The sequence below is a fragment of the Pseudoalteromonas shioyasakiensis genome, assembly GCF_019134595.1.
GTDB classification, from domain to species: domain Bacteria; phylum Pseudomonadota; class Gammaproteobacteria; order Enterobacterales; family Alteromonadaceae; genus Pseudoalteromonas; species Pseudoalteromonas shioyasakiensis_A.
Genome location: NZ_CP077771.1, coordinates 396136 through 419960 on the forward strand (window position 1 = coordinate 396136; position 23825 = coordinate 419960).

The following is a 23825-nucleotide window of genomic DNA, read 5'->3' on the forward strand; positions in this document are numbered from 1 at the left end:
GTAGGCGAAGAGCGTGAAGACAATATTCAAAAAACAATAGCTTTCAGCCGTAAGCCGTCAGATGCGCGAAACAAGTTTCACGCCTACGTGTAGCAGCGGGTTTATCCCGCGTCATTGGGTTCTAGGCACTAGGACGAGATGTGAAATCGCTGCTACCTCGTATCTCGCAACTTTACTCTTTCCCCTCGTAACTTAAGACATTTCCCGGCTAAAGCCAGTCCTACGAGCTTCATTGTCGCAACTTTCTCTTTTTTAATAGCGTTATTAGGGGCTGATCTGTATAATCCGCGGCCTATTATTTACCCTATTGCTTGTTTATTTTCGCAGTTGCTGCGCCCATAACCCTGTCAGTATTTTTCTAGGAACAATTCGTTGATTTCAACCGCAAATATCACCATGCAATTTGGTGCAGAGCCTCTGTTTGAGAACATTTCAGCTAAGTTTGGTAACGGTAACCGCTATGGTTTAATTGGTGCGAATGGCTGCGGCAAATCGACCTTTATGAAAATTCTAAGTGGTGCGCTTGTGCCAACATCTGGCAATGTGTCGATTGCACCGGGTTTAAAGCTAGGTACGCTAAGTCAAGATCAGTTTGCGTTTGAGCAATACACTGTGGTTGATGCGGTGATCATGGGTGATGCAGAGCTTTGGAAAGTAAAACAAGAGCGCGACCGTATCTATTCTCTGCCAGAAATGAGTGAAGAAGACGGCATGAAAGTCGCTGAACTTGAAAGCATTTTTGCCGAAATGGATGGCTATACAGCAGAAAGCCGCGCAGAAGAAATTTTGATCCAAGCGGGTATTGAGCAAGAGTTTCATTACGGCTTAATGGCAAACGTTGCGCCGGGCTGGAAACTTCGTGTGCTTTTAGCACAAGCACTGTTTGCAAACCCTGATATTTTGCTACTTGATGAGCCAACCAATAACCTTGATATTCACACGATTACTTGGCTAGCTAACGAGCTTAACCAGCGTAAATGTACCATGATTATCATCTCGCACGACCGCCACTTCTTAAACTCGGTATGTACACACATGGCCGATATCGATTACGGTGAGCTACGAATTTACCCTGGTAACTATGAAAAGTGGATTGAAGCTTCAAGCTTGCAACGCGAACAACTGCTTGCTGAAAACGCGAAGAAGAGCGCCGAAATTGACGAGCTACAAGAGTTCGTAAACCGCTTTGGTGCTAACGCTTCAAAAGCAAAACTAGCTAGCTCTCGTGCTAAGCGCATGGATAAAATTAAGCTTGATGAAGTAAAATCATCAAGCCGTATTAGCCCATCACTTCGTTTTGACGAAGGCAAAAAGATGTATCGCCAAGCATTAGAGCTTACCAAGCTAGGTCATGGCTTTGATAGTGAAACCCTGTTCAGCGACGGTGAACTATTGCTTGAAGCCGGTGCTAAGCTTGCGGTTATAGGTGAAAACGGCGTTGGTAAAACCACCCTATTACGTTGCCTTGTAAACGAATTACAAAGTAACGAAGGTGTGGTTAAGTGGTCTGAAAATGCCAGCATTGGTTATTGCCCACAAGACAGCAGTAAAGACTTCGATAACGACTTAACTTTATTTGATTGGATGTCGCAGTGGCGCACCGCTAAACACAACGATTTAATGGTGCGTGGTATGTTAGGCCGTTTATTATTTACCGCAGACGACGCGAACAAAAAAGCCCGCAACTGCTCGGGTGGTGAAAAAAACCGCCTATTGTTTGGTAAGTTAATGATGCAAGACATCAACGTGCTCATTATGGATGAGCCAACCAACCACATGGATATGGAAGCCATTGAAGCGCTCAATAATGCATTAAAAGATTATCAAGGCACGCTAATTTTTGTGAGCCACGACCGTGAGTTTGTATCGTCATTAGCGACTCGTATCATCGATATTAAAGATCAACAGCTTATCGATTTTCAGGGCACGTTTGACGAATATATGGACCATGTCGCGCAACAAGCGCAATAACCCCTTCCTAGAAAAGGTGAGCAAGTTAGCTCACCTTTTTTGTTTACGTTCAGTTACATATTCACTTTACTGAATTACCTGTTTTAGGTAACTTAAATTTCTTTGACTTCAATCGAACAATAAATTTAAGGGACCTAAATGAAAAAGCTTCTTAGCGTATCGGCATTAACACTAGCTCTAACAGCCTGTGGTGGCGGTTCATCAACAGATAAAATGCCAGATGTAAAAGTAGAGCAAAATACTGCACCGACGCTCTCTGGCTCACTCACACTCTCAACCAAAGCGCTTGAATCAGCTAATTTAGTTGTTGATTTAAAAGATGAGCAAAACGACAGTGTGACAACCACGATTATTGATAAGCCAGAGTGGCTAAATGTAACCACCAGCAGCAATCAAGTAACTTTTAGTGCAGTGCCAAGCCTATTCGACGTTGCTAACCACACTTTTACTGTGGAAGTCTCTGATGGTGAAGCGAGTAATCAATATACCCTAACCGTTAATGTCGCCGAAAACCGTGCTGCATGGCAACCTATTGAGCTTAGCAATAGCGAAGTGATGGATAACTGGCAATCAAGCGATGGTAGTGTGCAGCTTTCGTTTGCCACTGAAGATGCCGGGGTGATTGCTCAAAATGGTGAGCTAAGCCGTTTTGATTGGTCGAACCCTGATGTTATTGCACTAAATACCCAAGCGATTGATTGCTTGCATGAATGTAATCAACAAGCCCTTCTTGAAATGGAAGTGTTGGCTAAGCGCGATGATGCTATTCGTGTTGAGCTTTTTAATGTTTCGACCGATAAAGGCGAAGTAGTTACCCTTTATAAATCAAATACGGAGCTTAGCTCTGCGTATTATGTTGATATGGACGACAATACTTTTCACATGGTGAATCATTTAAACACCGAAGGTGAAGAAAGCTATTTTGAAGTATCGATAGCAAGCTATATTCCGACGGCTTCAGGTAGTACCACATCATTTCCTTTTGCAGAGTTTTCGGCGACCTTAGAAGGTAAAACGTTAACGATTAACGGCGACAAATACCTTACGAAAACCTATGCAAATCAGATAAATAAAGAAGGCTACGAGGTGAGTGTAGAGTTTGACCTTAACCTCGTTAATGCCGAAGTGGTTGCGCAGTTCGATGATTTTGCGGTGCTAAAACTGCAACATGTTCTTAGCTATCATGATGAAGCTGACGCTGCGAATATTGTTGAGTCAGAAGAGCTAACTGAAGCTATGAAGGTGCAAACGTCGGTTGTTGCATTGCAAGAACTGACACCAATTGCGGTTCCTGAGCTTAAAGTGGGTAAAACGTATACTGGTCGCTTAAATAATAAAAATTCAGATACAGGTGAAGGATTAACATTTCGCTATTTACCATCATTTTTCACTATCACAGCAGCCGATACTGCAACGGTAACATTCAATACGCCAAAAAGTACTGACTCGTTCAAGTGGCATTACAACTTAGACAATAATGGCGAAAGCGTTAAGGTAACCGGCAATGGCCTAGATACCAGCTTACAATTTTTCACTCAGCCTGATGGTAAAACTCTCATGGTGCGCGAGCGAAATAAAGAAGAGCGTCAGGCTCGCTTAGGGTATGAATTTATAGAAGTGATTGATGATTCAACTATCACTCATGATGACTATAAGCACCTATTTAGCTACTTACGTCAAGACTACACCAGCGGCAACCTGAAAACATACTGGTTTATAAATGATGATGGTAAAGGCAGCTTCTATTACGCTGACCAATATGGCCTCGAAAACAGAGCTAACTTTACGCCAAATACCTATTGGCAATTTGAAGCTGATAACAGTATTAGTTTTGCAATGATGTCTCAGTGCCCAAGTGCATTTGATTACTCTAGCTGTAAGGATGAGGTGTTAGGCGATGATGAAAATTTATATGCCTCTTTAATTAATTTTAAAATTATTCATAAAGAAGCAGATAAATTCATTTTCGACCGCTTGTTCTGGCAGCGTATCTATAACTACAGCGATAAAGAAGTTGAAGAAAATATATACCAAAACAGTTATTGGTTAGGGATTGAAAAATAAAGGAGCTTGCAGCCTTTAGATCAGACGCGCGAAACAAGTTTCACGCCTACATGTAGCAGCGGGTTTATCCCGCGTCATCAGCGAGTTCTGGGCGCTAGGTTCTGGGCGCTAGGACGCGATGTAAAATCGCTGCTATCTCGTATATCGTATCTCAGATCTCGGAACTTTCCCCTTTCCCCTCGTAACTAACAGAAAAAAGGCCACACAGTTAAACTGTGTGGCCTTTGTACTTAACGGAATTTTAAATTAAATATCGAAGCGATCGGCGTTCATTACTTTCACCCATGCGTCGACAAAGTCTTTTACAAAACGTTCGTTGTTGTCGTCTTGTGCGTAAAACTCTGCGTATGAGCGTAGGATTGAGTTTGAACCAAACACTAAATCAACGCGTGTTGCTGTCCATTTAGTTACACCCGTGCTGCGATCAATGATGTCGTAATAGCCTTTACCTAGTGGTTTCCACGTATTAGCCATGTCGGTTAGGTTGACGAAAAAGTCAGTACTGAGTGTACCAACGTTATCGGTAAATACACCGTGTAAAGTACCGTTATGATTAGTACCAAGAACACGCATACCACCAACAAGAGCGGTCATTTCTGGTGCTGTTAAGCCCATTAATTGCGTACGCTCTAACATTAGCTCTTCTGCTGAAACCGCATAGTCTTTTTTGAGCCAGTTACGGAAACCATCGTGAATTGGCTCAAGTACATCGAACGAGTCTGCATCTGTCATCTCGTCTGTAGCATCACCACGACCCGGCGCAAATGGCACGGTTATATCAACACCCGCCGCTTTTGCTGCTTGCTCAACCGCAGCTGAACCACCCAGAACAATTAAATCAGCGAGACTTACTGGTTTACTTAAACCCGCTTGTACAGATTCAAGTGCGCTTAATACTTTAGCTAAACGCTCAGGCTCGTTACCTTGCCAATCTTTTTGCGGTGCTAGGCGAATACGTGCACCATTTGCACCACCGCGATGGTCTGAACCACGGTAAGTGCGGGCGCTATCCCATGCTGTTGCGATTAAGTCTGCTTGGCTTACACCACAGTTAAGTAGCTTGGTTTTAAGCTCGCTAATTTCACTGTCTGATAAGGTGTAATCCACCGCTGGGATCGGATCTTGCCAGATCAGATCTTCGCTTGGTACATCGGCACCTAAATAACGTGATTTAGGACCTAAGTCACGGTGCGTCAGTTTGAACCATGCACGTGCAAACACATCACTAAAGTATTCAAAATCATCGTTAAAACGTTCGATAATCTTACGATAGGTTGGATCCATCTTCATCGCCATATCGGCGTCGGTCATAATAGGATTTAAACGAATTGATGGATCTTCTACATCAACGGGTTTGTCTTCTTCTTTAATATCGATTGGTTCCCACTGCCACGCACCTGCCGGGCTCTTCTTAAGTTCCCACTCGTAGTTAAGCAGTAAGTAGCAATAGCCGTTATCCCACTTAGTTGGGTGAGTGGTCCATGCGCCTTCGATGCCCGAGGTCATGGTATCGCGACCAATACCACGTGAGTTGTGGTTATTCCAGCCAAGGCCTTGTTCAAATACATCAGCTGCTTCTGGCTCTGGGCCTACGTTTTCTTCGCTACCATTACCATGGGTTTTACCCACAGTGTGGCCACCGACTGTAAGCGCTGCAGTTTCTTCGTCATCCATTGCCATACGGGCAAATGTTTCGCGAACTTGTTCTGCCGTTTTAAGCGGATCAGGGTTACCATTCACCCCTTCTGGGTTTACATAAATCAAGCCCATTTGTACCGCTGCTAATGGGTTTTCCATAGTGTCTGGTTTAGCTACATTTGAATAGCGCTCATCACTGGGTGCTAACCATTCTTTTTCAGCGCCCCAGTAAACGTCTTTTTCTGGGTGCCAAATATCTTCGCGGCCACCGGCAAAGCCAAAGGTTTTTAAACCCATTGATTCATATGCCATATTACCGGCTAAGATCATTAAATCTGCCCAAGAAAGCTTGTTACCGTATTTCTTTTTGATTGGCCAAAGTAAACGGCGTGCTTTATCTAGGTTAGCGTTATCTGGCCATGAATTTAATGGCGCAAAGCGTTGGTTACCTGTACCACCGCCACCACGGCCATCTTCTAAACGGTATGAACCCGCTGAGTGCCATGCCATACGGATCATTAAACCACCGTAATGGCCCCAGTCAGCTGGCCACCATTCTTGGCTTTCGGTCATTAGGTTTTTTAAATCGGTTTTAACGGCTTCTAGGTCTAGAGATTTGAATGCTTCTGCGTAATTAAAGTCTTTGCCGTAAGGATTCGTTTTGCTGTCGTGTTGATGAAGAATGTCGAAATTGAGTGCGTTTGGCCACCAGTCGGTATTTGATTGAGCGGTGACAGTGTTACTACCATGCATTACCGGGCACTGGCCCGTTTTTCCATTACTCATTATGTGCTCCTCATAAGCTAAAATATGACGAAACGCTAAAATTCGCTTTTATCCCTTTCGTCATAAAGAGAGATTTTCTAATAGTTATGAATAACTAATAGCGAATAAGTTCCTGTTGTTTAAAACTATAGGAGTTGTATATGAATAAAGCTAGATCCAGAACATGGTTTTAAATCGATTGCACCGATAGAAAAATATGATTTGATTCATTTTATAAAACCGTCCATTTTATAAGGGTATTTTTTAACAGCGAGTAGCCCTTATGAAAACCATTAATCCTGACGTTGCTAGACAACTAAGCATTAACTTTTTTATCGCCAATTTACCTATCTTGATGTTAACAGGGCTGGTAGTCGCATCGCTTGTGGGGTTGACGTTTAGGAGTTCGGTATTGTTTTGGTTAGCGCTGTTAATCACACCATTGAGCATTAATTATTTATATTCTAAAAAACGTATTAAACAATTTTGCAAAGACAATGAATGCACTGATATTTCTTGTCTTGCTAAGCAAACTGATTAATTTTTAATTTTATTACCCAGTCACCAGATTATTTAGCCCACAACTTGTATAAATATTAATTAGTTATGTGAGCTTTTGCGGCAATTTGAAGGTGACAGTAACGCCATCGTCTGGCTTGCTGGCAATACTCACTTCGCCTTGCAGCGCTTGCGTTGCAAGGTTATAAACTATCGACATACCTAAACCACTGCCGCCATTGCCTCGCTTAGTAGTGAAAAATGGCTCAAACACCTTGTACATCACATCTTCGGTCATGCCATGACCGTTGTCTTTATAGGTTATGGTGTAGCTATTGGTGTCGTTATCGATGCTTACAGTGATATCTATGCGGTTTTGCTCACGGCCAACAAACCCGTGTACACAGCTGTTATTTACAAGATTTAAGAATATTTGGCTAAGCGCCCCGGGAACGGTTATAAGCGAAAAGTCATCAACACAGTTGATGTTTACTTGAACATTATGACTACGTGTAAGTGGCATTAAGCTATGTAAGATATTTTCAAAGTAATCTTTAATGTTGGTTTCGAGTAAATTAAGCGATGATTGATCAACCGCCGTTTGTTTAAAGTCACTGATGAGCTTTGCAGCCCGTTCAAGATTGGTAAACGATATTTTGATACACTCGTTTAAATGATTCATACCTTCAAGTAGGGCCGCTTTTGTTAAGGTATTTGAATCTATGTGTTTATTAAGCGTGTTTAGCTTATCTTTTGCTGAGCTATTTGCTGTCACTGCTATGCCAATAGGCGTATTAACCTCATGGGCAATACCCGCAACAAGATTACCCAGTGAAGCCATTTTTTCGGCTTCTATGAGCTTTTCTTGCATTGCGGTCAGTTCAGATAAGGTTTTTTCAAGCGTACGAGTTCGTTCTGCAACACGTTGTTCTAGATGCTGATTGGCACGCTCAAGTTCAGCATTGATGCGTTCGTTTTCTTGTGCCGAGAGCGCTCTGCCATAAAGATCTGCCAAAGCACCGATGAATGAGCATTCATCTTCTGTCCATTGTCGCTTACCACCTATGTGCTCACAACAAAATATCCCGATCATTTTACCTTTATAACGAATTGGCGCATCGAGCATTGCACCTATATTAAGAGGTTTTAGGTAACTTTCGCTAAATTCAAACGTGGCAGAGTCAGTATGAGCATCTTCGGCGGTAATTGTACGTTGGGTGTCGAGTGCTTTGAAATATGCAGGGTATGCATCACGAGGGAGCACTAACATTTGGATTTCTTTGCCGTTTTCTCTATCGAGCAATAACCGGCATTCAATTGCGGTGTTTTCTTCATTTAACAGCCAGATCCCTGCTCGGCCAATTTCTAGGCCATCAAGTACAGCATTCAGAATTAAGCGTTCAGCTAATTCAACATTGCCACTATCAAGATCAGAAGAAATTGATACTCCATACAGCAGTTGGACTAGTTGTTGGCGCATACTCTCACCTTTTAGTTTTACGACTTCTTAAGTCTAGACGAACATTGTGATTCTGACAGAACGAATATAAGTTTTTAAAAACTCATTTAGTATTAAGTAGTTGTTCAGATAAAAATGGGTATATTGTACCTAACTCCTGTTGATACCCCTTACGACTTTATGTTGTTTAAGCAGTTTGGCCAGCTCTCCCCCGAGCTGGTTTTTTTTTGCCTAGTCCATAGTGCCCACGCATGTTACAGTTACTTCAGAAATCACTAAAATTTTATATGTCATGCGTTATACCTTAATTTTAATCACTTTTTTAATGAGCTTTAGCACACTTGCAGCAGCTCAAAATGAGCCAGAGAACCGCCCTGCACTTACTGAAGCAGAGCAGCAACAAGCTCTCGATAAACTTCAAGAACCTATGTATAAGCCATTGTTAGAGCGCTATATTCTTGATGAATTAAAAGCCGTGCGCCAAGACCAACAGAAACTGCGCGAAGATGTGACAAAACAAGTTGCTCATACGCAACTTGATACTGCCGACCGTGCACTGACTTATACAACTGATACCATTAATAATGTGTTTTTCATTATTACTATTACTGCTTCAATTTTGGTTTTAGTCGGTTGGAATTCATTGCGTGATGTTAAAAACAAAGTAGAAGATATTGTAAACACACGCGTTAGTGCAATTACGCAAGAATATGAAGAACGCCTAAAAGTACTTGAAGAAAAGCTACGTGAGCGATCTGAAGAGATCTTATTAAACCAGCAAAAGATCTCAATCACCAATGAGGTGCACTCTTTATGGATGCGTGCCAATTTAGAAAGCGATGTTGCGAATAAGATTGAGATTTTTGACGAGATCTTAAAACGTAAACCAGAAGACGTAGAAGCCATTGCCTACAAAGCAGATGCACTGTTAGAAATAAACGAAACAGGTGAAGCAATCGAGCTTTGTAATCAAGCATTAGAAATTGATAGCGACTACGGCTACGCATACTGGCAACGTGCTTGTGCATATGCATTACTGCACAAACATGCCGATGCAATGGCTGATATTCGTATGGCCCTTGAATATTCTCCTAACCTACGTAACGAGCTATTACACGAAAGCGCGTTTGCTAGCCTACACGATAACGACAGCTTTAATTCGTTGTTAAACGAAACGGCTTAGCGCAAACCCATGTAGCAGCGGGTTTATCCCGCATCATTGGTAGTTTAGTCTTTAGATGTCAGATATTAGATATCAGCCGATTTGTGGGATTATTTAGGTCGAGTGTTCTTCTCAGCATTCGACCTATTCACTTTCCAGGTAGGTTGGGTCGAGCGGAGCGACACCCAACATAATAGAAGCGGTCAGCTATCAGCCTTCAACGATCAGACGCGCGAAACAAGTTTCACGCCTACATGTAGCAGCGGGTTTATCCCGCGTCATAGGCGCTAAGGTTTAGGTTCTGGGTTCTAGGACGCGATGTAAAATCGCTGCTACCTCGCATCTCGTATCTTGCTAACTTTCACCCATAAAAAAAGAGCAGCTGGGCTGCTCTTTTTTCTAACGGAAGAATAACACTTTGGTTATTTTGCCATTTTCTATTTTGTAGCTGGTGACGAACTCAGAGCGCTTGTCGACAACTTTCGGGTCTTGCGTACAGGTTTCTGAGAGTTCATGATCAATCACGATGTTGCCAAGTACAATGCGTTTTATTGGCGATGATTTAATGCACTTTAGCTTTTTAAACATAATGCCATATCGTGCAATAAGCTTTTCTTTACCGGTGAACATCAGCTCATTCGGGAATGTATAAAACTCAACGTTTTCATCATACATCTTGATAAATGCATCAATATTACGTGCGTTATAAGCTGCAATCAGCTGTTCTATCACAGCCATCGATTCACGTGACTGACGCGCTTTTTCTTGTTGCTTCGCTGTTAGTGCTTCTTTCGCTTGATTAACGGCTTTTTCTGCTTCTGCAACGGCTTGCTGTTTTTCAGCAACTGTTTTTGGTTGCTCAGCAGGCGCAGGAGTTTGTGTACCGAGTACTTTGCTATCATCAACTTCTGCAACCGCTTTTAAGGCTTCTGCTGTCGCTTTTTCCTCATCACTACTTTGTGTTGGTTCATTCGTTTCTTTCGCCGTTTCAGTTTCAGACGCTGATTTTTGTTCTGTTGCAGGCTTTTCTTCAATAAACTCTAAGCTAGGTACGTCCTTCTTTTCGGCTTTTTGTTCATTGCTCGTTTGAGGCTCGGTTTGTTCGGTGGTTTCGTCACTTGCAAATGACTGCCAAGAGAATAATAAACTGATTGCAAAAAATAACGGTTTCATAGTTTTCCTAAATGCATCATGCCTGATTTAAGGCGCTAAGGTAGCAAATTCTGTCTGTTTGGCATAGTTTTTTACCAATATTGCTCTACTGTGATCTGCCCAGGTTCACGGCGTCTGTTGCGGCTAAAATCAAGCTCCAACAAAATAGCTGTAGTATCTTTTACCATTTGTGGGTTACCGCAAATCATAAATTGTGCGGTATCAGGTACAGCTGGGCGTCCTATTACATCAAATAAACGATGGTCTTTAATTACATCTGTGATCCGGCCATTAAAACCGATTGTGGCTGACTCTCGGCTGACTACAGGCGAATAGTAAAGATTTGGGTACTGCTGCTGTAGCGCTTTGATTCGTTCTTGATAGCTTAAGTCCTCGTTAAAACGAACTCCATGCACTAAATGAACATGCTCAAACTTTTGCCACACTTCGCCCTGCTCTAATATTGAAATAAAAGGCCCAAGTGCGGTACCTGTACTTAGCATATAAAGCTGCTCACTGCTTGGCACTTCATCAAGGGTAAAAAAGCCTGTCGCGCGGCGCTCTATAGTCACTGAGTCACCCGGCTTTAATTGTGCAAGCTGTTGAGAAAGTTGACCGTCTTTGACATTAATCAGATAAAACTCGAGGTTGGGATTATTCGGCGCATTCACATAAGAATATGCACGAGCTACACGTTTATCACCCACTTGCATTGCAAGCTTTGTAAACTGCCCTGCCGTGAATGGCTCAACATCGGCATTAACGATTAAGCTAAATAATGACTCAGTCCACCATTTAACGTCTTTAACCTTAGCTTCAACCCAATTAGACATACACATCCTCAATTGTTGTTCCTCTATTAAAGGTGGCAACAATTGCTTGAATTTTCAAGTTTTAAGGGGCGGTTGCGAGATGCGAGATGCGAGATGCGAGATGCGAGATGCGAGATGCGAGATGCGAGATGCGAACAAGGTTTTACGCGTGGTAAACAGGCAGCTATAAAAAAAGCCGCATAAATGCGGCTTTGAGGTTAGTCTCACTTCACTTTGGGCGTGTTTCCAAATTTCAGTGAATACGTTACCAAGGAACTTATTTAAATTGATTCTAAAGCAATTTTAACCATTTCGTTAAAGGTGCTTTGACGCTCTTCACTTGGTGTCGCTTCACCAGTGATTACGTGGTCACTAACTGTAAATAGTGCCATCGCTTTAGCGCCGTATTCAGCGGCTACGCCGTACATGCCAGCTGTTTCCATATCAACAGCAAGTACGCCTAGCTTGTCTAATTCTTGATAGAATGTGTTATCTGCTTGGTAGAATGTATCTGTTGTAAATACATTACCTACCTTCGCTTCAATGCCTAATTCTTTTGCTGCGTTTACGCCGTTTAGTAATAAACCAAAATCAGCAATTGCGGCAAAGTCGTAACCACGAACGCGCGCACGGTTTACGTTTGAATCTGTGCTTGCACCTTGTGCAAAGATAACGTCACGGATTTTGATATCGCTACCAATACCGCCACAGGTACCAATACGGATTAGATTTTTAACGCCGTAACTAACGATCAATTCACGGGCATAAATTGACATTGATGGAATACCCATCCCAGAGCCCATAATACTCACTGGTTTACCTTTGTAGGTACCGGTAAAACCATACATATTACGAACGCCTGTTACTTGTTTTGCGTCATCTAAAAAGTTTTCAGCAATGTATTGAGCGCGAAGCGGATCACCTGGCATTAATACCGTTTCTGCAAATTCGCCTACATTGGCGCTGATATGAGGAGTACTCATTATTGGTTTCCTTTTTTGTTCGCTAATAGCTTGTCGTTAAAGCCATCACCGTATTCAAGTGCAGGAAGATTAAACCACTGGGCAAGGGTTTGACCTATGTCTGCAAAACTAGCTCGTTCGCCAAGCGGGGTGTTTGTCATTCCCGGTTGGTATGCAAGTACTGGCACGTATTCACGTGTATGGTCAGTGCCTGCTGCTGTTGGATCACATCCGTGATCGGCCGTGATAATTAACACATCATCACTATTTAGCTGATTTAAGATGGTCGGTAGATAATCATCAAACTCTTTTAATGCTTTAGCATAGCCAACTGCATTACGGCGATGACCGTACTTTTCATCAAAATCAACTAAGTTTGTAAAAATCAAACTATGGTCAGGTGCGCTTGCGATTACTTCTGAGGTTTTCTCAAGCAAGTTCATTAGCCCTGGCGCTTTGTGTTTTTGGGTGATGCCTTGGTGCGCATAGATATCAGCAATCTTACCAATACTGATCACTTCACCGCCGTCTTGCGATAATTTATCAAGCAAGGTTGGCGACGGTGGCAGCACCGAATAGTCACGACGATTGCCTGTACGGGCAAAATCGTCACGGCTCGAACCCAAAAATGGCCGCGCAATCACTCTTCCTATGTTCATTTCATCAAGCAGCGCCCGTGCGATTTCGCAAACCTGATAAAGTTTCTCCAGTCCAAATGATTCTTCGTGCGCGGCTATTTGAAACACGCTATCAACTGAGGTGTAGCAAATCGGCATGCCGGTTTGCATATGTTCTTCACCTAGTTGTTCTAAAATGGTTGTTCCTGAGGCATAACAGTTACCTAAAATGCCAGGAATACCTGCGCGAGCAATTAGCTCGTCAACAAATTCTTGTGGAAAACACGGCTGTGTATTTGGGAAATAACCCCAATCAAACAACACAGGTACACCGGCCATTTCCCAGTGCCCTGAAGGCGTGTCTTTACCACTTGATAACTCTTTAGCGTAACCCCATGCGCCAATAGGTGCTTGTCGGTCACTGACTAAACAAGGTTCTTTACCTGCGGCTTCGCATGCATCAGCTAAACCTAAACGGGTAAGATTAGGTAGCGATAAGTGCTCACCAGTTTCTTCTGCATAGGCTTTAAGTAAATGAGCAAAGGTATTTGCGCCTACGTCACCAAACTGCTCTGCGTCAGGTGCTGCGCCAATTCCTAGGCTATCTGCCATTAAGATGAGTGCTCTTGCCATGGGTACCTCGTTATCAATATGTGAATACTTTATATGCTCTTCGAATTTTTGGTACAGGACATAAGTCCTGTTTCATAAAACAGAAACATTATAAATTTGCATCTCTAAGCGAAGCAAAAGAGATTAATCGTGTCTTTTTTGCTATTGTGATCTACCTAACAATGTTTCCTTCTGTGTGGGCGAGAACTTTAGTGACACGAACAATTATAGCTATTGCTGGCGCATCTGCGTCGGGCAAGTCTCTTTTTAGCAAGACAATTTATAACGAATTAGTCAATGAGCTTGAACCGGGCGCGATCGCAGTGATCGAAGAAGATGCTTATTACAAAGACCAGTCGCATTTGCCGTTTGACCATCGAACGCAAACCAATTACGACCATCCTGATGCTTTCGAGCATGAGCTTTTGCATGAGCACTTACTTCAGTTACGCGCTGGAAAATCAGTAGACGTACCAACTTATGACTATGCAATGCACACCCGCAGCGATGAATCGCGTCGAGTGGCACCTGCAAAAGTACTTATCGTTGAAGGTATTTTGCTACTGAGTGATCCGGCACTTCGAAAAGAATTTGATATTAAGGTGTTCATTGATACACCGTTAGATATCTGCCTTATGCGCCGTATGCAACGAGATATGGAGCAGCGTGGCAGAACATTACAGTCCGTTGTTGATCAATATCAAGCGACAGTGCGACCTATGTTTTATCAGTTTATTGAGCCATCAAAGCACAAAGCTGATCTCGTAGTCACACGCGGCGGTATGAATCGCGTTGCCATTGATATAATTAAAAGTAAAATAAAATATTTACTGCAACAATAACAACGGGAAACAGTCAGTATGACAACATTTATGAGCTTAGTCGGCATTGTTGTGCTACTAGGCATTGCTTTTGCGGCTTCTACGAACCGTAAAGCAATTAATTTAAGAACTGTAGGCATCGCTTTTTTACTTCAAGTGTTAATTGGTGGCTTTGTCTTGTTCTTCGAAGTGGGCAAAAACGTACTGGCAAGTATGTCGCGAGGCGTGTCATCAGTTATTGGTTATGCCAATGACGGGATTAGCTTCTTATTTGGCTCACTGGCATCGCAAGATACTTTAGGGTTTATTTTTGCGATACAAGTATTGCCCGTTATCGTGTTCTTCTCAGCATTGGTTGCTGTGTTGTATCACATCGGGGTGATGGATTGGATAATTAAGATTCTAGGCGGTGGCTTACAAAAGCTATTGAAAACCTCGCGCCCTGAATCGCTTTCTGCAACCGCCAATATTTTCGTTGGCCAAACAGAAGCACCATTGATTGTTAAACCATTTATCGCCAGCATGACTAAGTCAGAGCTATTTGCGGTAATGGTAGGTGGCCTAGCTACCGTAGCAGGTTCTGTTATGGCAGGTTACGTAACAATTGGTGTAGAGCTTAAATATTTAATTGCAGCCAGCTTTATGGCAGCACCTGGTGGTTTCTTAATGGCAAAAATGATTGTGCCAGAGACCGAAACACCAAAAGAAGATTTAGCTGATTTAGACGTACAAGAAGAAAAACCGGTTAACGTAATTGATGCAGCAGCATCAGGTGCCGCAAACGGTATGCACTTAGCACTCAACGTAGGCGCGATGTTACTTGCTTTCGTAGCACTTATTGCACTTCTAAATGGTTTATTAGGCGGTATTGGTGGTTGGTTTGATCATCCAACATTAACGCTACAAGAAATTTTAGGTTACGTGTTCGCTCCAGTTGCCTGGTTATTAGGTGTACCGTGGAACGAAGCAGTAATCGCAGGCAGTTTTATAGGTCAGAAGGTGGTAGTTAACGAATTTGTTGCTTACCTCGACTTTATTAATTATCGCGATACGTTAAGTGCGCACACACAAGCGATTGTCACATTCGCGTTATGTGGGTTTGCTAACTTATCATCGATAGCAATTTTACTAGGTGGATTAGGCGGTATGGCGCCTAGTCGGCGAAAGGATATCGCACGCTTAGGGCTCAGAGCAGTGTTAGCAGGATCTATGGCTAACCTCATGAGTGCAGCAATTGCAGGTTTTTTCCTCTCGCTAGCTTAGAAACTTAATGAGATGAGCCGTAGTTGCAAAACAATAGGATAGGACTTTAAGGGGTTAAAGGTCTATCTGACTTGAACGATACTTCACCAAGGGCCGCAAGGCCCTTTTATCGTTTTATGTGCTAAGATTTATTTACTAAGTCTTTTTAAGTACATAAATGAACTATTTACGACTTTATTTGCTAATTCTTTTCTTTAGTTGGCCTGCACTGAGTAAGCCGACCCTGACCGTTGTGACTGAACTGTCGCCACCCAATCAGACCTTAATCAACAATCAAGTTGCCGGTGAGAGCACCGAATTAGTAAAAGCGATTTTTGCCAAAGCTAATTTAACCGCGAATATAGAGCTCTACCCTTGGGCCCGTGCCTACAATATGGCACTGAAGAAACCGAACATTTTCATTTACAGTATGGCGAAAACTGCTGAGCGCGAAAAACACTTTCATTGGATTGGTGAAGTGGCAACCTATCAAATGGGCTTTGTGAAGTTGAGCTCTCGCAGCGATATAAGCATCACCTCAAACGAACAAGCCAAACAGTATAAAATAGCGGTTCAGCGTAATGATTTAGCGGCGCAGCGCTTAACAGAGCGAGGTTACACTGTAGTTTATACGTCAGATATCAATAAGTCGTATCAGCTGTTGATGTCGGGCAAGATAGATTTAATCATTGATGATAAGAATTATATTGCGGCCATGGCTGAGCAATTAGCACTGGATGAGGATCGCTTTAGCTTTGCTCATGCAATCGATTTTCTAACCATGAAAGGTTATCTCGCAGCAAATATTAATACCGACCAACGTTATATCGATGCCTTAAAAGCAGCGTTTAATGAGGTAATGAGAACACCTAAATACAATGCAGTGATGCTAGCACAGCGCCCTTAATTAGCTTTATATTGCTCAATATAAGTCTCTAACAGACCTTGCTTACTCAGCTTTTCATAACTTGCCTGTAATCGGCTTACAAGCTCTTCGGGTAATGCCTTATTTAACGCTAGAAAGTTACCAACCGTGCCATTAAGAGGCAACTCAACTAACTTAACCACTTCTCGCCCTTGGTGACCATACTGCATTAATTGGTATTTAAACGACAGCTCAGAGCCAATAATGAGCTCTATTTTATTTTTGAAAAATAAATTAATACACTCGTAATAGTGACTCACTTTAAGAAGGTTTTTATCCCCTTCAAAGCCAATACTTTCTACAAACTTTTCGTAAATGCTCTCTCTTACAACACACAGGCTATGATCTTTCACTTGTGATAAGTCGATGGGATTAATACGATCATTTGATTGTAAGCGATAAAAAAAGTTACGAGATGATGCCATTGGACCAATCCACTTAAATAAATCTTCACGGTCGGGAATACGTGCCGTAGAGACCAGGCCAGAAAGCGGCTTTTGCTGGGTTAAGTGGTATGCCCGCGACCAAGGTAAGAGCTCGAATTGACATTCAATGTCTGCATCAACACACATTGCTTTGACAAACTCGAGGTTAATGCCCTCTAAGTGCCCTTTGTTTGAAAAATTATATGGCGGGAATTGCTCGGTGTAGATGGTGACACTGTCCTTTGCCAGTACTACAGGTGCAAAGCTTAGGCACACTAACAACAAATATTTTAAGATAATTAATACACTCTAATGACACAGCTGCATTAAATATAGAAATATTCACTAGCTCAGTCAATTTTTAGGCATAAAAAAAGCAAGCCGTAGCTTGCTTCTTCTTAATTTTTACTAAAAGTAAAAATTATAACGGAGTGATGTTATCCGCTTGAGGACCTTTTTGACCTTGTGAAAGAGTGAACTCTACACGTTGGCCTTCAGCTAAAGTTTTGAAACCTTCGCTTTTGATAGCGCTGAAGTGAGCGAAAACGTCTGGACCATTTTCTTGCTCGATGAAACCAAAACCTTTAGATTCGTTAAACCACTTAACTGTACCTGATACGATGTTAGACATAGTATTATTCCTGATATAAAAAATTAAACATGCCCTAATGGGCGGGTGTAGCAAAAAATGAGATGGTACTTAAAAACTTCAGGACGGTACTACAAGTATTACTTATACAACAACGAAATAAAGATTTATTAATTACACGCTTTCTTTCTAGCTGGTGCCCACTATATAGAGTTAGTTAGATAAGTCAAACACTATCGACATTAAAATTCAAACTCTAAAGCCAAGCGAAAGCTATGATCTTTGCCTGATTGACTAAGTTCACTAATAAAACCTGCTTCCCATTTTAGCTGACGTTTAGGGCTAAATCTGTGTAAGCCAATAAAGCCTGGGCCCACGCCAATAAAATCCTCACCCGCGTATATTTCAATCGATGGTTGAAAGGCTGAACGATAGCGATAACGGTACTGCAAGCGAAACTCACTCTCCCATTCGTTTTCAATATCAGCGCCCCATTCATAGACTAAAAAAGCGTTCATAGTCAGGCTTGTACGACCAAACTCTTTTTCCCATAAAAAGCCGGTCGTTGCTTCGTATGCATCAAGTGTGTGCTGTTTTTCAAGCTCAAATAACGCTCCCCAATCGGCCCATAAACGGCCTTGCTCGACCAACTGCCAACGTAACTCCACTTCATACGAAGATAAACCAAAGTCACCGTTATCATCGCGCTCACCAACTAAGTAACCCTCTAGGCTCATGGTGTCGTTAATTGCGCCGCCAAAGCCCGCACGCTGTGCAAGCACATTGCCGCTATCAGTTTGCCTAGACACCAAGCGCCACTCAACTTCTCGCTCAAACGGCATTACATAAGGGTGATATACCTTATCAACCACCATGCCATCTGCATGCGCAAATTGGCTGATACTTATTAAAAACAAGCAACTTAAACTAACTATTAAGAACCGCATACTGGCTCCTTGGTCTTTTTAATTTTTAAAACGCGAACTAAGGTGATAAATGCCAATGCAGCAATGACATACACCCAAAGTGCGGTTTTACTCGGCGTGGCTTCGTAGCCCACTAAGGCTTTTAATACACGCCCAAGCTCTGAGTTTTCAACTAAAAACCCGCGCCAATCTAAATAATTCGAGGTCACATCGAGTAAATCTATCTGACTTGCTAAATCAATAAATATCAATAGCTTTGCTGTTGCATTTAAGGCAAGCAATACAACCAATGGCTGCACGCCAACGCGTTTAACAATACTCTCAAGCAAAAAGAACAGTAACACGCCAAAGCTAATACAAATCCCTACACCTAAACATGTACCCAGTAGCAATGGCTCAGCAGTATCCCTGCTATGCCAAAAACTGACTAAGTAAATCATGTAGTGGCTTAAATACAACGTCATAGTTGCAATCAAGGCCAGTGCAGCCGCTATGCTTCGTTGCTGACAGCTCATTAATGCAGCGATAAAAATGACAATACACAACAGCATTTGAATGAATTCTAAGCCTCTGTGATCAAATAACTGGCTCAGCCAAGCAGCGCCTTGCACAAACACTAAGCTTAGTAGCGTACCAATCACTGCATAAATACTCAGTTGGCGCTGACTTAAAGGCACAATCAAGCTCAAAAGCACAGCTAAAATCACCACAGGCAAAAGCTGATTAATGCTCATTAATAAACTAGTTATCAGCATCTTTTGCCTCCGTAGCCACGACTGTGCCTCGCGCTGTATTAGGTGAAAATTCACCAAAAAAGTCATACCGACCGGGGCTGAGCGGCCCGATATAAATGACGCTCGTGCGCCCCGGATAAAGCACTTTTTCGCGGTTTAAGTCAAAACTATCGAACTCTTCTGGAGTGTCATCTTGGTTTTCGATCAAAAGCCGCAGCTTTTTATTGGCAGGCACTTTAATTTCAGCAGGATAAAACAAGTGATCTTTTAAGATCAGCTTGTACTCTTTGGCATAGGCAAGCCAAGACGACATGCAGAGTAACAGCATAGAAAGCGCCAAAATCCATTTATTCACTGACATCTCCTTGCATAAAAGAGACACTCACTCGCAAGCCACCAAGGTGACTGTCAGCTAAAGCAATATCAGCGTTATAAATCGACACTATGTGCTCAACAATGGCCATACCAAGCCCGGCTCCTTGCTCACCTGATGGATGTTTATCGCCACCCACACGATAAAAACGGTTAAAAATGCGCTGTTTTTGAGCTTCATCAATACCGGGTCCCGAGTCATCTATTTGCCAGATAAAACGATTATTTTCGGTTTTCAGAGTAATACAAATCTCTCCCGCAGCTGGGGTATATTTTATGGCGTTACTTAGTAAATTGCCAAACAAAGTGAGCAAGGTAAACTCATCACCGGCGATGATAAAATCATCGCCATCAATGCTAATAGTATGCTCTTTTTCATCAATACGATCATAAAGTTGTGAGGCAACCTGCTGGCTAATTTCTAACACTGATACCGCGCTAAATTGCGCTTGCCATTGCTCTGGATACGTACGCCCCAAAATCAGCATTTGCTCAACGATATTACTTAGTTTATCAACGCCTTGTTCCATCGCATCAAGCTCGACACTCTCGACACCTTGAGCCACTAAATTATGAACATTGATTTTTAAACTACTGAGCGGGGTGCGCAGTTCATGGGCCGCATCAGAGGCAAAAAAGCGCTCTCGTAAATAGGCACTTTCAACCCGTTTGAATAGATCGTTCAAGCGGCTAATTACGGGTTTTATTTCTTGCTCTGGGGTTTGCCAAGGAATAGCTGTAAAGTCATTTGCTTGACGATGTTTAAGTTGATTTGATAACCGCGTTAGTGGTGCAAGCCCTTGTTTTACAAACACACTAATAAGAAGGGCAAGGATAGGTACACTCCATAACAGCGGCGTCATGGCCGACAAAATCACGGTTTCGGTTAGCGCCACACGTTTACTCAAAGGTTCTGCAATAAGCACGCGCTTATTACCTTCGCTTAAGCGATACACTTTGACTCGTTGCCCAGCCAAGTTCTCAACACTAAACCCAGTTTGCCACTGACTTTGATTGCTAGAGTTGTGCTGCAATGATTTTGAGCTTGAGGCCAAGCTATCATCAACCCAAACTTGAAATAATAACTGCGGTAAATCACTGGTATAAGCTGGAGTTTCTTTATTGAGGGGCTGCTCAATCAACACATGCGCCAGCGTTACCAGCTCATTATCGAGCAATGCTTCAGCCTGATTCATACTTTCACGGTAACCTTTAGTAAAAGCCAAAAAGCAGGTTAAGATCACCATAGACAAAATAAGTAGAGTCAGCCTTTTACGAATTGACACTAGCGTTTACCCACCACATAACCAATACCGCGTAAGGTTTTAATAAACTCTTTCGGGAATTTTTTACGCAAGTGATGAATGTGCACTTCGATGGTATTTGATCCCACCTCCTCGCCCCATTCATACAGTTTATTTTCTAACTGCTGTTTTGATTGCACGCGACCTTGGTTTTCTAGCAAGGCTTTAAGGAGCATAAACTCTTTACGTGGCAAGTTTACTTGCTCACCCTGAAAACTCACGGTAAAAGCGGCGGTGTCCATTTCAACATCACCGACTTTTAAAGTGCTGGTTTGAGCTTGGGTCACACGCCTGCTAGCAACCCGAAGACGGGCAAATAATTCTGCGGGATCAAAGGGCTTTGCTAGGTAATCATCAGCACCTAAATCTAGCCCCATGACTTTATCATCAATACTGCCCCGAGCGGTTAGAATCACCACGGGCAGATTTTTACGATGCTTTTTGATGTGTTTTAGAATGTCGATGCCGTCACCGTCTGGTAGCCCTAAATCAAGGACTACCAGCTCAATTTCGTCACTTTGCAGCCATTGCATTGCTGATTGAACGGTAGAACTATGTTCAACACTGTATCCTTGTTGACGTAAAGAACGACACAGGCCCTCTGCTACTAAGTGGTCGTCTTCAACGAGCAATAAATGCATAGTTTATCTCTTTATTTTTTTCTCTACCTTAGCCAATAGTTTAGTAATTTCTTGTTGGCGGTAAAGATCTGCTTTTGGTCTATCAGGGCGCGCTGACGCTTGCTGTGCAACCAATAAAAACTCTCTAGCTGATTTATATTTGCGCTCATCATACAAGAATGACGCATATAAATAGTTGCTATCGATGCCACGCGGGTTTAGTTCAAGCGCTTGCTTAAACAGTTTTTTCGCTTCATCATCATCACCAAAACCAATTGGCCAACCCGGTACTTTACCGTATAAGGTTGCAAGGCTGGTATATGCAGAGCCTTCGAGTGCTTTTGGATCTAAGCTTAGCGCTTTTTCAAATTGCGCTTTAGCATCTTTTGCAAGGCCTAACGCGCCTAAGCCCCCTTTTGCACCTGCATAGCTCGATAACACGATACCGTACCAAATATGGCTGGCTGCTTGCTGGTCGTTGGCTTTGGTAAACTCAGCGGTTTCGCTCGCTAACTTTTCAAAGGCATCTAGCTGCGCATCGTCAACTAATTCGTAATTTACCACTGCCCACTGCTTTTGCACCGAACTTAAATCGCTATTAAAGTCGGCTTTTGCAGGCGCAGCCATGATAACACCTAACATCATTAGGGCTTTAAAATTTAGTTTAGTCATAATCATTCACCTTGATCAATTTAGTTGGCAAAAAAACTTTTAATTTTAGGAAGTTGTTTTGCTATTGCGTTATCAACGAGTGATGGAAATGCGCCGTTAATACGGGCAAATAATGTTTCTGGAAAACCAATAAAACGACGACGTTTTTTTGATTTAATTAAATCTATTAATGCATCAGCCACTTTTTCTGGCGGATCCATGGTGTTACCCAGCTCTTTGTTCATCGCGCGTACTTGTGGCGAGTTAATTGCGGTGTCAGTCGCACGAGGCGCTAAATACAATACTTTTACATCGCTGTGGCTGAGCTCTCTGGCAAGAGCTTCGGTCATTCCTCTTAGGCCAAACTTGCTAGCGCAATACAAGGTTTGATACGGATAGCCAATGCTGCCAAACGATGAACCTATGTTTACAATCGTGCCTTTATTACGGGTGATTTGTGGTAAAAATAACTGACACAATTTAATGGGCACATGCAGGTTAATATTTAACAGGTGATCAATTTGCTGCTCGCTGATTTCAGTAAAACCCTGCATCACATTAACACCCGCGTTATTAACAAGTAGCCTTGCACCACCAATTTGCTGAGCAAACTTAGCAAGATCATCACGAGATTCATTGTTACTTAGGTCGGCCTGAAAATACTCAGCATCATTGCCACATTCCAATTGCAGTGCAGCAAGTTGCTTAATATTTCTACCAACGAGTAATAAACGCCAACCTTCTTTTGCAAGGCGAAGGGCAATAGCACGGCCAATGCCCCCTGTTGCACCGGTTAGCACACAAACTGGGCTACTCATGCGCTTTGCTCCAAGTCAGCCTCGCTAAAGAAAGGCTCGATATCGAGGTCACGAAAAATATTGCCGTATAGTTTATAAAAACATTTTGCGGCGTGAATGATGGCTTGCTGATCGTCTTCGTTGTCTATTTTGTTCATCAGTGATTCGAAGAACTTAACGTGTTCAATATCCAGTGCACCGTGCGAAGTAAGGTAGGTAAACGCCTTTTTAGGTAGGCCTACAGCCTCACGGATTTGCCCTGCTGCATTATCGGCTAATGCAATCGAGGTACCTTCAAGCACATGCACCATGCCAAAGAATGCCAATGGGTTTCCGCGATTAATTGCATCATAGGCATACGACACCATTAATTCGGTCGAAAATTGTGGACGAGAATAACGCACTAGCTCTTTATCAAAACCACAGGCTGCAATATCGTTTAGCACCCATTCTTGGTGGCCTAACTCTTCTTCGATGTATTCTGCAACAGCTTCGCGCAGCCACTCTTGTTTATCGCTCAGCTTTGCACCGACTGCCATCAGCAGTGGCACTGTGTGCTTAACATGGTGATAAGCTTGCGTTAAGAACGATGCATATTCACTTAGGCTTACTTCACCTTTAAAAACGCGGCCAATAATCGGCGCAGCTAAAAGGTAGTCACGTTCTTTCTGTGTTTCGGCTTGTAATGTATTGAAAAATTGACTCAT

Annotated in this window: 23 protein-coding genes; 7 read left to right on the plus strand and 16 right to left on the minus strand. The window is 42.5% G+C overall.

The window, feature by feature from the left end; genetic code table 11:
* Positions 1 to 372 precede the first annotated feature (372 nt).
* Together KQP93_RS19230 and KQP93_RS19235 are read left to right on the plus strand one after the other, a co-directional pair.
* Positions 373 to 1971: an ABC-F family ATPase gene (locus KQP93_RS19230; RefSeq protein ID WP_217877421.1), complete on the plus strand. Its 1599-nt coding sequence runs from the start codon at positions 373 to 375 to the stop codon at positions 1969 to 1971.
* 138 nt (positions 1972 to 2109) lie between these two features.
* Positions 2110 to 4035, plus strand: a complete 1926-nt coding sequence (locus KQP93_RS19235; RefSeq protein ID WP_217877422.1) for a hypothetical protein — start codon at positions 2110 to 2112, stop codon at positions 4033 to 4035.
* Positions 4036 to 4281: 246 nt separating this feature from the next.
* On the opposite strand, the gene katG is transcribed toward KQP93_RS19235, so the two are convergent.
* On the minus strand, positions 4282 to 6459 hold the full coding sequence (katG, locus tag KQP93_RS19240) for a catalase/peroxidase HPI (RefSeq protein WP_054563203.1): 2178 nt from the start codon (positions 6457 to 6459) through the stop codon (positions 4282 to 4284).
* A 262-nt stretch (positions 6460 to 6721) separates the two neighbouring features.
* On the opposite strand from katG, the gene KQP93_RS19245 reads away from it, so the two are divergent.
* Positions 6722 to 6979, plus strand: a complete 258-nt coding sequence (locus tag KQP93_RS19245; RefSeq protein ID WP_217877423.1) for a hypothetical protein — start codon at positions 6722 to 6724, stop codon at positions 6977 to 6979.
* A gap of 63 nt (positions 6980 to 7042) precedes the next feature.
* On the opposite strand, the gene KQP93_RS19250 is transcribed toward KQP93_RS19245, so the two are convergent.
* On the minus strand, positions 7043 to 8416 hold the full coding sequence (locus KQP93_RS19250) for a GAF domain-containing sensor histidine kinase (protein WP_217877424.1): 1374 nt from the start codon (positions 8414 to 8416) through the stop codon (positions 7043 to 7045).
* Positions 8417 to 8687: 271 nt separating this feature from the next.
* On the opposite strand from KQP93_RS19250, the gene KQP93_RS19255 reads away from it, so the two are divergent.
* A complete protein-coding gene (locus KQP93_RS19255) occupies positions 8688 to 9578 on the plus strand; it encodes a tetratricopeptide repeat protein (protein WP_217877425.1) in 891 nt (296 codons plus the stop codon).
* A gap of 378 nt (positions 9579 to 9956) precedes the next feature.
* Here the strand turns inward: KQP93_RS19255 and KQP93_RS19260 are convergent, their stop codons facing one another.
* The 4 genes from KQP93_RS19260 to KQP93_RS19275 form a co-directional block, all read right to left on the minus strand.
* Positions 9957 to 10730, minus strand: coding sequence for a nuclear transport factor 2 family protein (locus KQP93_RS19260; RefSeq protein ID WP_217877426.1), 774 nt, complete (start codon positions 10728 to 10730; stop codon positions 9957 to 9959).
* Positions 10731 to 10801: 71 nt separating this feature from the next.
* Positions 10802 to 11542, minus strand: coding sequence for a ferredoxin--NADP reductase (locus KQP93_RS19265; RefSeq protein WP_217877427.1), 741 nt, complete (start codon positions 11540 to 11542; stop codon positions 10802 to 10804).
* Between the two features lie 260 nt (positions 11543 to 11802).
* A complete protein-coding gene (gene deoD / locus KQP93_RS19270; protein ID WP_036972525.1) occupies positions 11803 to 12504 on the minus strand; it encodes a purine-nucleoside phosphorylase in 702 nt (233 codons plus the stop codon).
* A complete protein-coding gene (locus tag KQP93_RS19275; RefSeq protein ID WP_217877428.1) occupies positions 12504 to 13733 on the minus strand; it encodes a phosphopentomutase in 1230 nt (409 codons plus the stop codon). Before KQP93_RS19275 ends, deoD begins: the two co-directional genes overlap by 1 nt.
* Positions 13734 to 13924: 191 nt before the next feature.
* Between KQP93_RS19275 and udk the strand changes: the two genes are divergently transcribed.
* The 3 genes from udk (at position 13925) to KQP93_RS19290 (ending at position 16682) form a co-directional block, all read left to right on the plus strand.
* Positions 13925 to 14554: a uridine kinase gene (gene udk, locus KQP93_RS19280; RefSeq protein WP_135926701.1), complete on the plus strand. Its 630-nt coding sequence runs from the start codon at positions 13925 to 13927 to the stop codon at positions 14552 to 14554.
* Between the two features lie 18 nt (positions 14555 to 14572).
* Positions 14573 to 15796, plus strand: coding sequence for a NupC/NupG family nucleoside CNT transporter (locus tag KQP93_RS19285; RefSeq protein ID WP_130052976.1), 1224 nt, complete (start codon positions 14573 to 14575; stop codon positions 15794 to 15796).
* Positions 15797 to 15953: 157 nt separating this feature from the next.
* Positions 15954 to 16682 (plus strand): substrate-binding periplasmic protein, encoded by a 729-nt coding sequence (locus KQP93_RS19290; RefSeq protein WP_217877429.1) that lies wholly within the window; start codon positions 15954 to 15956, stop codon positions 16680 to 16682.
* Here KQP93_RS19290 and KQP93_RS19295 read toward each other — a convergent pair.
* The 10 genes from KQP93_RS19295 to KQP93_RS21700 form a co-directional block, all read right to left on the minus strand.
* A complete protein-coding gene (locus tag KQP93_RS19295; RefSeq protein ID WP_217877470.1) occupies positions 16679 to 17401 on the minus strand; it encodes a substrate-binding periplasmic protein in 723 nt (240 codons plus the stop codon). The genes KQP93_RS19290 and KQP93_RS19295 overlap by 4 nt on opposite strands.
* Positions 17402 to 17546: 145 nt before the next feature.
* A complete protein-coding gene (locus KQP93_RS19300) occupies positions 17547 to 17756 on the minus strand; it encodes a cold-shock protein (protein WP_004587186.1) in 210 nt (69 codons plus the stop codon).
* Between the two features lie 200 nt (positions 17757 to 17956).
* Positions 17957 to 18661 carry a hypothetical protein gene (locus KQP93_RS19305; RefSeq protein ID WP_217877430.1) on the minus strand — a complete coding sequence of 235 codons (705 nt, stop codon included), beginning with the start codon at positions 18659 to 18661 and terminating at the stop codon, positions 17957 to 17959.
* The gene (locus KQP93_RS19310) at positions 18649 to 19395 is read right to left on the minus strand and encodes an iron transporter (RefSeq protein WP_217877431.1); all 747 of its coding nucleotides are present in this window, start codon (positions 19393 to 19395) and stop codon (positions 18649 to 18651) included. The genes KQP93_RS19305 and KQP93_RS19310 overlap by 13 nt, the downstream gene beginning before the upstream one ends.
* Positions 19382 to 19702: a cupredoxin domain-containing protein gene (locus KQP93_RS19315; RefSeq protein WP_217877471.1), complete on the minus strand. Its 321-nt coding sequence runs from the start codon at positions 19700 to 19702 to the stop codon at positions 19382 to 19384. Before KQP93_RS19315 ends, KQP93_RS19310 begins: the two co-directional genes overlap by 14 nt.
* A 19-nt stretch (positions 19703 to 19721) precedes the next feature.
* A complete protein-coding gene (locus tag KQP93_RS19320) occupies positions 19722 to 21032 on the minus strand; it encodes an ATP-binding protein (RefSeq protein WP_217877432.1) in 1311 nt (436 codons plus the stop codon).
* On the minus strand, positions 21032 to 21691 hold the full coding sequence (locus KQP93_RS19325) for a response regulator transcription factor (protein WP_217877433.1): 660 nt from the start codon (positions 21689 to 21691) through the stop codon (positions 21032 to 21034). The genes KQP93_RS19320 and KQP93_RS19325 overlap by 1 nt, the downstream gene beginning before the upstream one ends.
* A gap of 3 nt (positions 21692 to 21694) precedes the next feature.
* Positions 21695 to 22342: a tetratricopeptide repeat protein gene (locus KQP93_RS19330; protein WP_217877434.1), complete on the minus strand. Its 648-nt coding sequence runs from the start codon at positions 22340 to 22342 to the stop codon at positions 21695 to 21697.
* Between the two features lie 20 nt (positions 22343 to 22362).
* Positions 22363 to 23139, minus strand: coding sequence for an SDR family oxidoreductase (locus KQP93_RS19335; RefSeq protein WP_217877435.1), 777 nt, complete (start codon positions 23137 to 23139; stop codon positions 22363 to 22365).
* Positions 23136 to 23825, minus strand: coding sequence for a TenA family transcriptional regulator (locus tag KQP93_RS21700; protein WP_440590167.1), 690 nt, complete (start codon positions 23823 to 23825; stop codon positions 23136 to 23138). The genes KQP93_RS19335 and KQP93_RS21700 overlap by 4 nt, the downstream gene beginning before the upstream one ends.